This is a genomic window from Kribbella swartbergensis (genome assembly GCF_054784135.1).
The window spans coordinates 103144-115377 of sequence record NZ_BAAGPM010000034.1; the positions used below are offsets into that span (position 1 = coordinate 103144).

Consider the following 12234-nt stretch of genomic DNA (forward strand, 5'->3'; position numbering starts at 1 on the left):
CCTGCGACCAGCGCCGCGGGCACGGCGAGACGCAGCAGACGAGCAGGGCGGGACAACAAGGGGACCCCCAGAGGAATGGGCGGAGAACCGGGCCACAGACGGCGGCCCGACCCTAAATCGTTCGATTCACCCTTTGCGTTACAGATCAGCCGAGTTCGCGGAGGATCATCTGGACGAGGGCGTCGACGTCGGTGTCGACCATGGGTTCGCCGGTCATGCCCATGCGGTGCAGGAGCGTGCCGATCACGACGTCGATGAAGAAGAGGACGCGGTGTTCCGGCTCGTTCAGGACTTCCTGGAGCAGGAGCCGGTAGGGGTCCTGCAGCTGGGTGGACAGGATCTGGCGCAGGTCGGGATCGCTGATGGCGTCGGTGAACACGCCGGCGAAGGCCGCGGCGACGCCGGGTTCGCCGATCTTCGCGGCGCCGTACCGGATCGCCGCCTCCATCAGCTCCTTCCGGCTCCCGCCGTCCTGCACCGGTAGTGGGCCGAACGTGTCCAGCAGGCAGGCCGTGATCAGCGCGCCCTTCGTCGGCCAGCGGCGGTAGATCGTCGTCTTCGCGACACCGGCCGCGGCGGCGATGCGGTCGACGGTGGCACGCGTGTAGCCGAGTTCGTGCACCGTGCTCAGCGTTGCCGCGAAGACCTCGTCGTCGATACCGGAGCGGGGCCGGCCGGGCGGTCTGCTCGGGGTGGTTGCTCGGGCCATGGTCCCACCTTAGCGAGTTATGCTACTTTCGGTATCGATACCTTTGGTAGCGAAATCCCTCGAGGAGCATGGCATGAGCTTTGCAACCGCCGTACAGCAGCCGCCGCTGGGCATCCGGCTGCTGCACGTGCTGAGGAAGGAGCCGAACGTCTCGTCGATGTCGGACGAGGCCCTGGTCGCGTTCCGGGACGCCCAGAACCGCAAGGCGGCGTCGCCTCTGGTCCGGCCGCTCACCGGCTTTCCGCACCGCGGCGCGACGATCGGCTGGCAGCAGATGGAACTGCCCGATCGCGTCCTCCCCGTCCGCGTGTACCGGCCGCGCGGCACGAAGACCACTCTGCCGCTCGTCGTCCACGTGCACGGCGGCGGATTCGTCGGTACGGCGGTGCAGTGCGACTGGATCAACAGTCACGTGGCCGCGACGCTGCCGGCTGTGGTCGTGTCCGTCGAGCACCGCCTGATCGATCGGCAGACCCCGCTGTCGGCCGCGGCCGATGACGGCTGGGATGTGCTCCGCCACCTGATCGAGAACGCCGCGCAGTGGGGAATCAACCCGGCGTGGGTCGCCGTCGCCGGAGAGAGCGCGGGCGGGGCAATCGCCGCTCTGGCTGCGATCCGGGCCAGGGACGCCGGTCTGCGGCTGCGCGCACAGGTGCTGGTCAATCCCTGTGTCGACCTGACTTCGACGGCGTTGGACTACCCCTCGATGACCCGGTACGCCGACAGCCCGACGCTCACCAGGACGCGGATCGACCTGTTCCGCCGGCTGGCCGTTCCGGAGGGAGCGGATCCGCGGGCGGTGTCGCCGCTGTACGCCGACGACCTGCGTGGGCTGGCCCCGGCGCTGATAGTGGTTCCGACCCTCGATCCGGTCGCCGACCACGGACGCGCGTACGCCGAGAAGCTCTGGGCGGCCGGAACGCCCGCGCGACTGGAAGAGCACCCCGGGGCGGGACACGCGTTTCTGAGCATGCCCGGCCTGGTGCCGCAGGCGAAGGCCGCGCGTGCGCAGATCATCAAACTCCTTCGCGATCGTCTGACGGCATGACGAGCCTGGTACGCCCCTATCTCGGGACCTTCGCCGCCGTCGTGGTCCTGCAGGTGGTCGGCGCCGTCGCGGGTCTGGCGCCGTTGCTGGCGGTCGTGGAACTCGGCCGCATCCTGCTCTCGCCCGGCCCGATCGATCACGATCAGGCCTGGACCGTCGTCGTCCTGGGCGCGGCCGGTCTGCTGGTGCGGCTGCTGTTCACGGCGGCTTCAGCGGGGATCGGTCATGTTCTGGACGACGAAGTGCAGTTGTCGTTCCGCCGGCAGCTGGCGGCTCGACTGGGGCGTGTCCCGATCGGCCGGTTCTCCCAGCGCCGTACCGGAGAACTCGCCAAGGTGGTCGGCGACGACGTGAGCGCCGTACACCCTTTCATCGCCCACACGCCGGGCGAGCTCACGGCCGCGTTCGTGGTGCCGTTGGTGTCGCTGATCTATCTGTTCACGATCGACTGGCGGCTCACCCTGATCACGCTGCTCCCGGTCGTGCTGGCGATCGGGCTGGTCCCGCTGATGATGACGCCGGCGCGGCAGAACGAGCAGCAGGAGTTCGACGCGGCGATGGGACGGATCGCGAACTCGGTCGTCGAGTTCGTCGAGGGGATCGCCGTGGTGAAGGCGTTCGGGGGCACCGGGCGGGCGCATCACCGGTTCCTCGAGGCCGCGGACGATTTCGTCCGCATCTTCTACCGGTGGGTGCGCGGGGTGTCGGTGATCGCCGCCGGAATGCAGTTGGCACTGGCTCCGCCGTTCGTGCTGCTCGTCGTCCTGATCGGAGGTACGACGCTGATCACGAGCGACGGCATGCCGCCGGCCGACCTGCTGCCGTTCGTGCTCCTCGGGCTGGGCCTGACCGCGCCGGTGGCGGCGCTCGGCCACGGCTTCGACGAGCTGCAGGCGGCCCGGCGCGCGCTCGGCCGGATCCGCGAGGTGCTGGACGTGCAGCCGCTCCCCGAACCCGTCCACCCGGTTCCGCCACAGGGCCACCGCGTGGAGTTGCGTGATGTGCGGTTCGGGTACGACGACGATCGCGAAGTACTGCGTGGGATCGACCTGGTGCTCGAGCCGGGCACCGTCACGGCGATCGTCGGACCGTCGGGCAGCGGAAAGTCGACGCTGGTCCGGCTGCTGCCGCGGTTCTTCGACCCGACTCACGGCTCGGTGTCGCTGGGTGGCGTCGACCTTCGTGAGCTGAGCAGCCGAGACCTCTACCGGATGGTCTCGTTCGTGTTCCAGGACGTTCGTCTGCTGCGGGCGTCGGTCGCAGACAACATCGCCCTCGCCGTACCGCAGGCAAACCTCGACGACGTGGTGCGTGCCGCCCGGCTGGCGAACATCCACGACCGGATCCTCGAATTTCCGCGCGGCTACGAGTCGGTGATCGGAGAGGATGCCGGCCTGTCGGGTGGGGAGGCCCAACGGATCGCGATCGCTCGTGCGTTGCTCGCCGACGCGCCGGTCCTGGTGCTCGACGAGGCGACCGCGTTCGCGGACCCGCAGACCGACCACGCCGTACGTCAGGCCCTGGGGACGCTTGACCGGACCATCCTGGTGATCGCCCACCGACTGGAGACGGTCGCCGACGCGGACACCGTCGTACTGCTGGAGAACGGGTCGATCGCCGAACGCGGCCGGCCCGCCGACCTGCTGGCTCAGAACGGCAAGTTCGCCGCCTTCTGGCAATCCCACTCCCTCGAAGGACAGGCCCGATGATCCGACTACTGCTCCGCGTCCTCGGGCACGAGTACGCCCGGCCGGTACGGCGCACGGTGGCCCTGATGACGGTCACCGCGATCGCCGAGGGCCTGTCGTACGCACTGCTGGTTCCCGTCCTGCGGGCGTTGTTCGGAAGCGAGCCTGGCGGCGCCTGGCCTTGGCTGATCGCCTTCGGTACGGCGGTCGCGCTCTACGCCGTACTGCGTTACGTCAGCGACCTGTCCGGGTTCCGCGCCGGGACCACGCTGTTGCGGGGCATGTATCACCGGATCGGCGATCACCTGGCTCGGTTGCCGCTCGGCTGGTACACGTCCGGCCGGGTCGGGAAAGTCTCCGTGCTGGCCAGCAGCGGTGTCCTCGAGGCGATGGGTGTGATCGCACATCTGCTGTCGCCGTTCATCTCGGCCTCGGTGACGCCGTTGACGATCGTGGTCGTGATGCTTGCCTTCCAGTGGCAACTCGGGCTGGCCGCGTTGGTCGCCGTACCGCTGGTGGCGGCGATTCAGGCCTGGACGGGTCGCGCGACGGCCGTTCACGATGCTCAGCGGGCCGAGCGCGACCAGGACTCGGCCGGGCGCGTCATCGAGTACCTCCAAGCCCAGCCGGTACTGCGGGCCGGCGGACGGACCGTGGAGCGGTTCGAATTGCTCGACGACTCGTTGCAGGCGGTCAAGCGGGCGTCCCGCCGTACGACGTTGTCGGCCTTGCCCGGTGTGGTCGGTCTGGCCTTTGTGGTGCAGGCGGTCTTCACGATGCTGCTCGTGCTGGGGACCTATCTGGCGCTCGGCGGCGACATCGAGGCAGCTGAGCTGTTGACGATCTTGGTACTGGCCGCCCGGTGTGCGGATCCGCTGCTGTCGTTGACCGATATCGCCGGGAAGCTCCGCGGCGCACGTGCCGAGTTGGCCAGGCTCGACGAGTTGTTGCGCACCGAGCCGCTGCCGGAGCCGCGCTCCGCTCAGCGTCCGGTCCGGCACGACTTGTCCTTCGAGTCCGTGACGTTCCGGCACGGCGACCGGACGGTGATCGACAACCTTTCGTTGTCCTTGGCAACCGGTCGGCGACTCGCGATCGTCGGGCCGTCAGGAGCGGGGAAGAGCACCGTGTTGCAGTTGCTCGCGCGGTTCTACGACGTGGAGGCCGGCGCGGTGCGGATCGGCGGCGTGGACGTGCGCTCGATCAGCACCGACGTACTGATGGAACAGCTCGCGATCGTCTTCCAGAACGTGTACCTCTTCGACGGAACGATCGAGGAGAACGTGCGCCTGGGCCGCCCGGACGCCAGCGACGCCGAAGTACGGGCGGCAGCGACCGCGGCGCGGCTGGACGAGGTGATCGAGCGGCTGCCCGGCGGCTGGACGACGAATGTCGGCGAGGGAGGCGCGCACCTGTCAGGCGGCGAGCGCCAGCGCGTGTCGATCGCGCGCGCCCTGCTGAAGGACGCGCCGATCGTCCTGCTGGACGAAGTGACGTCCGCCTTGGATCCACGGAACGAAGCGGCTGTCCACGAGGCTCTCGACCGCCTGATGGCCGGGCGGACCGTCGTGATGGTGGCGCACCGGCTTCGCACGATCCAGCACGCCGACCACGTCATCTTCCTGGACGGCGGCCGGATCGTGGAGCAGGGCACCCACGACGAACTCCTCCACCTGGGCGGCCGCTACGCCGCCTTCTGGTCCCTGTCGGTCAGCGCAGGGTCCTGAAAGCGCTACCTGGAGCGGTTGGTGACTTCGAAGGCGACGACGGCGGCGGCGGTGGCGACGTTGAGGGACTCGACGCCGCCGTGGAGGGGGATCTGGAGGTCGGAGTCGGTGGCGACGGTGAGGCCGTGGGTCTCGCCGCCGAGGACGTACACGGCGCGCGGGGCCAGGTCGGCCTTGAACAGGGACTCGTGGGAGCGGGCCGAGAGGCCGTAGACGTGGTAGCCGGCGGTGCGGAGGAGGTCGACCGCGGCCTTCGCGGTGGACGTGTTGACGATCGGAGCCTGGAAGGCAACACCCGCGGAGGCCTTGATCACGAGCGGCCCGACGTGCGGCGTACCGGCCCGAGGCAGGATCACGCCGTCGAACCCGGCGCCGGTCGCGGTGCGCAGGATCATGCCGACGTTACCCGGGTTCGTCACGCCGTCGAGCAGGAACACGTTCGTCGGCCGCTTCCCGCGGGCCCGGACGAACTCCTCCAGCGGCGTCATCCGCGGCGCGTCGACGTCCGCGACCACGCCCTGGTCGTGCTTCCCGTTGCCCGCCAGCCACTTCACCCGGCTGGCGGTGGCCCGCTCGACCGGTACGTCGTACTTCGACGCCGCCCGGAGAATCTCGTGCAGCGACTCCCCGGTCGCGTTGTCGGCCACCACCACCTTCGCCACCGACAGCTTCGGGTCGTGCAGCGCCTCGAGTACAGGCTTGCGCCCGTAGATGGTGATCCACTTGTCCCGCGGCGACCTCTTCGATTCCACCCGCCTACGGTACGACGGACAACTTCACACACGTGCAACAGCCGGGCAACGTGGATGGGTCACGCTCGGGAGCATGGAACCCTTGCGTACGGCACTCGTCGGCGGGACCGCCTGTGACGTGTGCGGGCGTCTCCCGCATCCCCGGCGGCTGCGGTTGACGGTGGCCAAGCTCCTGGCGATCTTCCCGGTCGAGTTCGCCCTGCACGCCCTCGTGCTGGCCGCACACCCGCCGTACCTGGTGACGGTCTCGGTCCTGGTGATCGCCACGACCGCGCTGGTGATCTGGGTGGTCGAGCCGTCGACGATGCGGCTGCTGCGGTCGTGGCTGCATGCGCCGCGGATCCGGCCCACGTCCGGCATCGACGCGCTGTGGCGGATCCGCGTCACCCTCGCGGACCGGACCGGCGCGTTGGAGCGGCTGACCCACCGGCTGGCCGAGTTGGACGCGAACATCCTCGGTCTCCACGTGCACCCGGTCCACGACGGCGTACGCGACGAACTGGTCGTCTCCACCCCGGACGCGACCGGCCCGCATTCGTTGCTGGAGGCAATCGAAGCGGCTGGCGGCCGGGACGTTCACGTCTGGCCGACGACCACGCTCGCACTGGTCGACGGGCAGACGAAGGCGCTGACGCTGTCCGCGCGGGTGGTGAGCGACCCGAGTGAACTCCCGCACGCGGTCGCCGAGCTCCTCGGCGCCCAGCTCGTCACCGATCGCGTCGCGCTGGCCGGTCCGCTGCCCGCCGACGGTTCCGTGCTCAAGATCCCGTCACCGTGGACCGGCCTGTTCGCGTTCACCCGGCCCGGCGAGCCGTTCACACCCGCCGAGTCCGCCCGAGCCCACCGCCTCGCCCGACTGGCCGAGCTGACCCTGCTCATCCGGCAGGGTTAGTCGCCTTGCCGTCGAGCCAGAGCACGTTCGACGGGTCGCTGTGGCTGCCCTTGCTGCCGACGTGCTTGTCGCTGATGACCGGACCGTTCTTGATCACGTGCACCAGCGCCATCGCGTGACCGCGGCCCAGGTCGTAGTCGGCCTTCAGCCAGTCGCAGATCACGCCGGCCTTCACGTCCGGAGCGTCGTACCCGCGCTCCTTCGCCTGCTCGACCAGCGCCCGCGGGGTCAGGCCGGTCTTCTCCTCGATCTTGTCCAAGTACGCCTGGAACGACATCGGGTGCCTCCTCGGGAAGTGTCTTCACCACCGCGTCGATCGGCCGGCGCCGGAATCGACACCCCTCAGAGATCGGTTTGCAGACCGTACTTGTGCAGGGCGTCGGAAAGGCGGCCCTGGTTCTGGGCCTCCACGAGATCGCCGGACACGTCCCGGAGCTTGACGTTGCTGTCCTGGGAGGCTCGCTTGAGTACGTCGAAGGCGACACTGGACGTGATTCCGTAGCGGTGCATCAGCACCCCCTGCGCCTGGCCGATCACGGTCCGCGTGCTGAGCGCCGTACGCAATTGCTCGACCAGACTCCGGCTGTCGTTGAACACCTGCATGTTGTCGAACGTGACCCCGGCGTGCAGGGCGAAGAGCAGGACGACGTCGTACGACGTAGTGCCGAAGGCGTTGGCCTTGGCGGAGAACAGGCTGAACGCGGCTGCGGAGTCGGTGACCGCCGGCAGCGGGAGCAGCAGGCAGCTCCGGTAGCCGGCGTTGATCGCCGCTGCGGCGAACTCGGGCCAGCGGTGGTCCGCGGCGAGGTCGCTGACGCGGTGCGGTTCGCCGTACTTGAGCGTGTCGTAGAGCGGGCCGTCGATCTCGATCATCTGCTGGGCCAGCGTGGCCCGGGCCGGCTCCAGGAGGGCGTCGGCGGTCTTGTGGTACCGCGCGACGATCTCGGCGCGGCCGTCGTCGAGCACGGTGATCGAGGCCTCCTCGCACTCGGGCACCGTCTTGACCACCCGGCCGACGAACCGCCCCAGCGTGCTGGCGACGTCGTCGTCCTCGACCAGCCGACTGATCTCGGCCAACTCCTGCGCCAGCTCCAGAATCCCCTCACCCATGGCATCCATGATGCGGCATCACGCACGGTAGCGGCGCCGCGACGAGCTAGCCCAGGCGCTCGGCCACCGCTAGTACGGCGGCCGCCGAGCGGTCGACGTCCTGCTCGTCCGTCGTCCAGTTGCTGACCGAGATCCGCATCGCCGCCTTGCCCTGCCAGGTCGTGCCGGACATCCAGCACGTGCCCTCCTCCTGCACCCCGCGCACCACGGCCCGAGTCAGCTCGTCGTCGTCTCCGAACCTGACGAGGACCTGGTTGAGTACGACGTCGTTCAGTACGGCGACCCCGTGCGCGGCCAGCCGGTCGGCGAACCGCCGCGCCATCGCGTGACACCGCTCCACGATCTCGGCGATCCCGTCCCGGCCGAGCGCCCGGATCGCGGCGTACACGGCGAATCCCCGCGCCCGGCGGGAGAACTCCGGGTTGAACTCGAGCGGGTCGCGTTCGCCGTGCTCATCGTGGATCAGGTACGACGCCCGCACCGACATCGCGGCGCGGTGAGCCTCGGGATGGGCGCAGAGGACGAGGCCGGAGTCGTACGGGACGTTCAGCCACTTGTGCGCGTCGGTCGCCCACGAGTCGGCCTGGTCGATGCCTTTCAGCAGCGGCTTCAACTGGGGGCTCACGGCCGCCCACAGCCCGAAAGCGGCGTCGACGTGCACCCAGGCGCCGGCCGCGTGGGCTCGATCGCAGATCTCTTCGATCGGGTCGATGGCGCCGGTGTTCACATTGCCGACCTGGGCACACACGATCGTCGGCGTGCCTTCGTCGTTTAGTGCATCTTTGAGGGCGTCTGCTTGCATCCGCCCTTGGTCGTCCACGGGGATCGGCACGACGCAGCTGGTGCCCAGGCCGAGGAACCGCAGCGCCCGGTCGACCGTGTCATGGCGCTCGGCACCGGCCAGCACACGAACCGCCGGCGCACCGATCAGACCGTCCCGCTCCACGTCCCACCCGGCTTTCCGCAGTACGGCGTGCCTCGCCGCCGCGAGCCCGGTGAAGTTGGCCATCTGCGCCCCGGTCACAAAGCCCACCGACGTACCACTCGGCAGCCCGAACAGCTCGACCAGCCAACTAGCCGCAATCTCCTCGACCACCGCCGCCGCGGGCGAGGCGGCGTACAGGCCCGCATTCTGATCCCAAGTGGTGGTCAGCCAGTCCGCCGCAAGCGCCGCAGGCGTCGCCCCACCGAACACAAACCCGAAAAACCGCCCACTCCCACTCGGCAGAAGCCCCTCTTCAACCCCCTTCGCGAGATCCGCAATCACCTCCCGCGCATCCGCCGGGTGCTGCGGCAAACCCCCTCCAAGCGCCTCCCGAAGCTCCCCCGCCGTCCCCCGAGGCCCAACCACGCGCTCCGGCAACCCCTCGAGATACGCCACCGCCCGCCCATACGCCTCCCCCAGCGGCCCCTCCCAATCCGTCATACCCCCTTTGTACGCCCCCCACGTGTGACCAACCGTGTGAGCCCACCCCACCCCGCATCCCCTAAGATGTCCCCCGAAGCACCCAGCCGGTGTGGCGCAACTGGCAGCGCACCGCTCTTGTAAAGCGGTGGTTAGGGGTTCGAGTCCCCTCACCGGCTCCGAACCTGTTCCGTGGACAGCGCGGACTGATCGACCCCACGCGTGCTACGCGGGGCTCCTTCGTCGCACCCGCTACGCCCGCTCCCGCCCACCCGACGTCCGCTGCGGGCTTATCGCCCTCAATGGGCGCTGCCGCGCGATCGACACCCGGGGGCCCGCCCGTACACCCGCGGCTGTTGTCGGAAAGACGTGTGCCGTAGCCGCCGTATTGAGTCCTCGTCACGTCGTCATCCGCCGGCCGAGTTCGCCACAATCTGAGCCCGCGTGACCAGCTCGCCGCCGATTCGCCCGATTTGTGCCACCGCACCCAACCCCGGTTTGGTGCTAACGAACGCCGGGATGCACGGTGGGTAGTGTCGTGGCGTGACGGCTGACGGTGGTACTGAGTCCACGTTATGGAAGATCCACGGTGAGCGGCTGATTGATGACACCCGCCGGCTGCGGTTGAGCATCGCGTCGGTGGAGTTGCCCGATGGTGTGCAGTTCGAGCAGTACGTCCTGCGCATGCCAAAGGCCGCCATGATGGTTGTGCTCGATGACAAGCAAGAGAATGTCTTGATGATGTGGCGGCACCGCTTCATCATCGACCGCTGGGTCTGGGAACTACCTGGCGGCTATGTCGACCCCGACGAAGATCCAGCCGTGACTGCGGCGAGGGAAGTCGAGGAGGAGACCGGCTGGCGCCCAAGGAATGTCAAACCGTTGGTTTCCTTGCAACCTTCGGTGGGTACGACGGACGCCGAGAATCGACTGTTCGTCTCGTACGGTGCCGACTACATCGGAGAGCCGGAAGACATCAACGAAGCAGAACGCATCGAGTGGCTTCGACTCGACTCGATCCGCGAACGCATCGACGCCGGCCAGATCATCGGCGCGGCCTCTCTCGTCGGCCTCCTCCACGTTCTCGCGTTCCATACCCGCTGACTTGGTCGGTGAGGTCCTACCTTCGACATCGCCACCAAAACGGACGTGTCGCGATCGTGGACGGGGGTCGCATGCTGAACATACTTCCCACGTAGTCCGCGAGCGTACGATCGTGGGATGGGCTTCTGGGATCGAGTGACTCGTTCCGATGTCATTCGCGCTATGGAGGAGTACGACCGTCTCGGCCAAGAGCGCTTCCTCTCGGAGCACGGATTCGGCCCCGCCCGTGCGTACATCCTCTTGCACGACGGGAAGAGCTACGACTCGAAGGCGATTCTCGGAGTCGCGTACAAGTTCGCGACAGGCCGGCCGATCGGTTCAAGCGACTTCAGTGGCGGGCTGCATGGTGCGGCTGCTGTGCTTCGCGGCCTCGGCTTCGAGGTGCGCAACACTCGGGATGCTCGCGACGACTGACCCAGGAATCGCACGCCCTCTGGGCGACGCTGCGCAGGTACCGGCCAATGCTCAGAAGGCACAGCGGACAGGTGGCGACGACGACTCATGCACGCGGTGCGTTTGAGTGCCGGTGAGGCGTCAGTGCCTCGTTAGCCTTGGGCGCGTGTGGGATGAAACGCGTCGATCGCGGAGGGCTGATGGCTGGGCGGATTGATTTTTACGACGATCCGGATGGGCCGGTGGCCAACAGTCTGGTGCCTTCGGTCAATGTTGTTATTGAGAATGGCGCGGGGGAGATTCTCATGATCGAGCGGGCTGATAATGGGAATTGGGCGGTGCCTGGCGGTGCGATCGATCTTGGGGAGTCGATGTCGGAGGCCGCGGTACGGGAGACCAAAGAGGAGACCGGGATCGAGTGCGAGATCCTTGGTGTCGTCGGCATTTACAGCGATCCCAAACACATCATCTTCTATGCCGGCAACGGTGAAGCTCGGCAGGAGTTTTCGATCCTCCTCCATGGTCGAGCTACCGGGGGGCGACCCACCACGAGCAGCGAGAGCACCAAGGTCCATTGGGTGCCTCGAATCGAGATCAACAAACTCCCGATGGATCGGTCGATGCGGCGGCGGATTGGCCACTACCTGGAGGGGCGGGCGGTGCCGTATTTCGACTAGCGCGTTACGTGGCGCCGGGGGCCGCCGGGGAGTTGGCTCCCCGGCGGGGGGTCAGGTGGTGGGCTTACCCGTGCCGATTTCGATTCGGCGGTGGTGGGCTGTGGTGGATTTGGGGGGTCGGATGGTTAGGACGCCGTTGTTGAGGGTGGCCTCGATGTGGGCGCCGTTACTTCGCCTGGGAGGGTGATGGTGTGGTGGAACTCGCCGACTCGGCGGGTTTGTTGGTGGAGGAAGCCTTTGCGTTCTCGTTCCTTGACTTCGCCGTGGACGGTGAGGTCGCGGTCGTTCCACTCCAAGGTGATGTCGTCGCGGGCGACGCCGGGGAGGTCGATCTCGACGACGTACGCGTCGTCGGTCTCCTCGATGTCGACCGGGAACGACCAGCGCGGGCGGTCGAAGGTCGTACCGAAGGACCTCATCAGCTGGTCCATCCGGCGGTAGATGTCGTCGAAACTGGCGAGCGGGTCAGTGGGCAGCCAGCGCACGGTCTGGTCGTTGGCGTGGCTGACCTGGTTGCCGCTGGTGCGGCGGCGGACTGGAAGTGCCATCATGCTCACGTCTGGACATCGGTCCTCTGCACATCGATCCTCTGCACATCGATCCCGTGCACATCGATCCCGTGCACATCGATCCTCTGCACGTCGATCCTCTGCACGGTCGATCTCCGGGCGTCCGGCGCACCGGACGCCCTACAGCTGTCGAAGGGCCGCCGTACGGCGTAGGCCCGCA

The 12234-nt window shown here is 68.0% G+C and carries 13 protein-coding genes and 1 tRNA gene; 8 read left to right on the plus strand and 6 right to left on the minus strand.

The features are described from left to right. Positions 1-145: 145 nt before the first annotated feature. Positions 146-709 (minus strand): TetR/AcrR family transcriptional regulator, encoded by a 564-nt coding sequence (locus ACYVOK_RS29615; RefSeq protein WP_460665859.1) that lies wholly within the window; start codon positions 707-709, stop codon positions 146-148. 73 nt (positions 710-782) lie between these two features. Here ACYVOK_RS29615 and ACYVOK_RS29620 point away from each other — a divergent pair, with 73 nt between their 5' ends. The 3 genes from ACYVOK_RS29620 to ACYVOK_RS29630 are packed head-to-tail and all read left to right on the plus strand — an operon-like array spanning position 783 to position 5172. Continuing rightward, positions 783-1757 carry an alpha/beta hydrolase gene (locus ACYVOK_RS29620; protein WP_460665860.1) on the plus strand — a complete coding sequence of 325 codons (975 nt, stop codon included), beginning with the start codon at positions 783-785 and terminating at the stop codon, positions 1755-1757. Further along, the gene (locus ACYVOK_RS29625; protein WP_460665861.1) at positions 1754-3466 is read left to right on the plus strand and encodes an ABC transporter ATP-binding protein; all 1713 of its coding nucleotides are present in this window, start codon (positions 1754-1756) and stop codon (positions 3464-3466) included. Before ACYVOK_RS29620 ends, ACYVOK_RS29625 begins: the two co-directional genes overlap by 4 nt. Beyond that, entirely contained in the window at positions 3463-5172 is a 1710-nt protein-coding gene (locus tag ACYVOK_RS29630) for an ABC transporter ATP-binding protein (protein ID WP_460665862.1), read from the plus strand. The genes ACYVOK_RS29625 and ACYVOK_RS29630 overlap by 4 nt, the downstream gene beginning before the upstream one ends. A 5-nt stretch (positions 5173-5177) precedes the next feature. Here the strand turns inward: ACYVOK_RS29630 and ACYVOK_RS29635 are convergent, their stop codons facing one another. Next, positions 5178-5924 carry a TrmH family RNA methyltransferase gene (locus ACYVOK_RS29635; protein ID WP_460665863.1) on the minus strand — a complete coding sequence of 249 codons (747 nt, stop codon included), beginning with the start codon at positions 5922-5924 and terminating at the stop codon, positions 5178-5180. Positions 5925-5997: 73 nt separating this feature from the next. On the opposite strand from ACYVOK_RS29635, the gene ACYVOK_RS29640 reads away from it, so the two are divergent. Continuing rightward, positions 5998-6816 carry an ACT domain-containing protein gene (locus ACYVOK_RS29640; RefSeq protein WP_460665864.1) on the plus strand — a complete coding sequence of 273 codons (819 nt, stop codon included), beginning with the start codon at positions 5998-6000 and terminating at the stop codon, positions 6814-6816. On the opposite strand, the gene ACYVOK_RS29645 is transcribed toward ACYVOK_RS29640, so the two are convergent. From ACYVOK_RS29645 to ACYVOK_RS29655, 3 genes are all read right to left on the minus strand, one after another. Beyond that, positions 6800-7093 carry a DUF4287 domain-containing protein gene (locus tag ACYVOK_RS29645; RefSeq protein WP_460665865.1) on the minus strand — a complete coding sequence of 98 codons (294 nt, stop codon included), beginning with the start codon at positions 7091-7093 and terminating at the stop codon, positions 6800-6802. The genes ACYVOK_RS29640 and ACYVOK_RS29645 overlap by 17 nt on opposite strands. Before the next feature lie 65 nt (positions 7094-7158). Next, the gene (locus ACYVOK_RS29650; protein WP_460665866.1) at positions 7159-7926 is read right to left on the minus strand and encodes a GAF and ANTAR domain-containing protein; all 768 of its coding nucleotides are present in this window, start codon (positions 7924-7926) and stop codon (positions 7159-7161) included. Between the two features lie 46 nt (positions 7927-7972). Then, positions 7973-9352 carry a pyridoxal phosphate-dependent decarboxylase family protein gene (locus tag ACYVOK_RS29655; protein WP_460665867.1) on the minus strand — a complete coding sequence of 460 codons (1380 nt, stop codon included), beginning with the start codon at positions 9350-9352 and terminating at the stop codon, positions 7973-7975. An 85-nt stretch (positions 9353-9437) separates the two neighbouring features. On the opposite strand from ACYVOK_RS29655, the gene ACYVOK_RS29660 reads away from it, so the two are divergent. The 4 genes from ACYVOK_RS29660 to ACYVOK_RS29675 all read left to right on the plus strand — a co-directional run bounded on the left by ACYVOK_RS29660 (position 9438) and on the right by ACYVOK_RS29675 (position 11505). Then, a tRNA-Thr gene (locus tag ACYVOK_RS29660) sits at positions 9438-9510 on the plus strand. Between the two features lie 364 nt (positions 9511-9874). Then, the gene (locus ACYVOK_RS29665) at positions 9875-10435 is read left to right on the plus strand and encodes an NUDIX hydrolase (protein ID WP_460665868.1); all 561 of its coding nucleotides are present in this window, start codon (positions 9875-9877) and stop codon (positions 10433-10435) included. Between the two features lie 162 nt (positions 10436-10597). Then, the gene (locus tag ACYVOK_RS29670) at positions 10598-10849 is read left to right on the plus strand and encodes a hypothetical protein (protein ID WP_460665869.1); all 252 of its coding nucleotides are present in this window, start codon (positions 10598-10600) and stop codon (positions 10847-10849) included. A gap of 152 nt (positions 10850-11001) precedes the next feature. Next, positions 11002-11505, plus strand: a complete 504-nt coding sequence (locus ACYVOK_RS29675; protein ID WP_460665870.1) for an NUDIX hydrolase — start codon at positions 11002-11004, stop codon at positions 11503-11505. Between the two features lie 125 nt (positions 11506-11630). On the opposite strand, the gene ACYVOK_RS29680 is transcribed toward ACYVOK_RS29675, so the two are convergent. Next, entirely contained in the window at positions 11631-12053 is a 423-nt protein-coding gene (locus tag ACYVOK_RS29680) for an Hsp20/alpha crystallin family protein (protein ID WP_460665871.1), read from the minus strand. Positions 12054-12234: the final 181 nt, after the last annotated feature.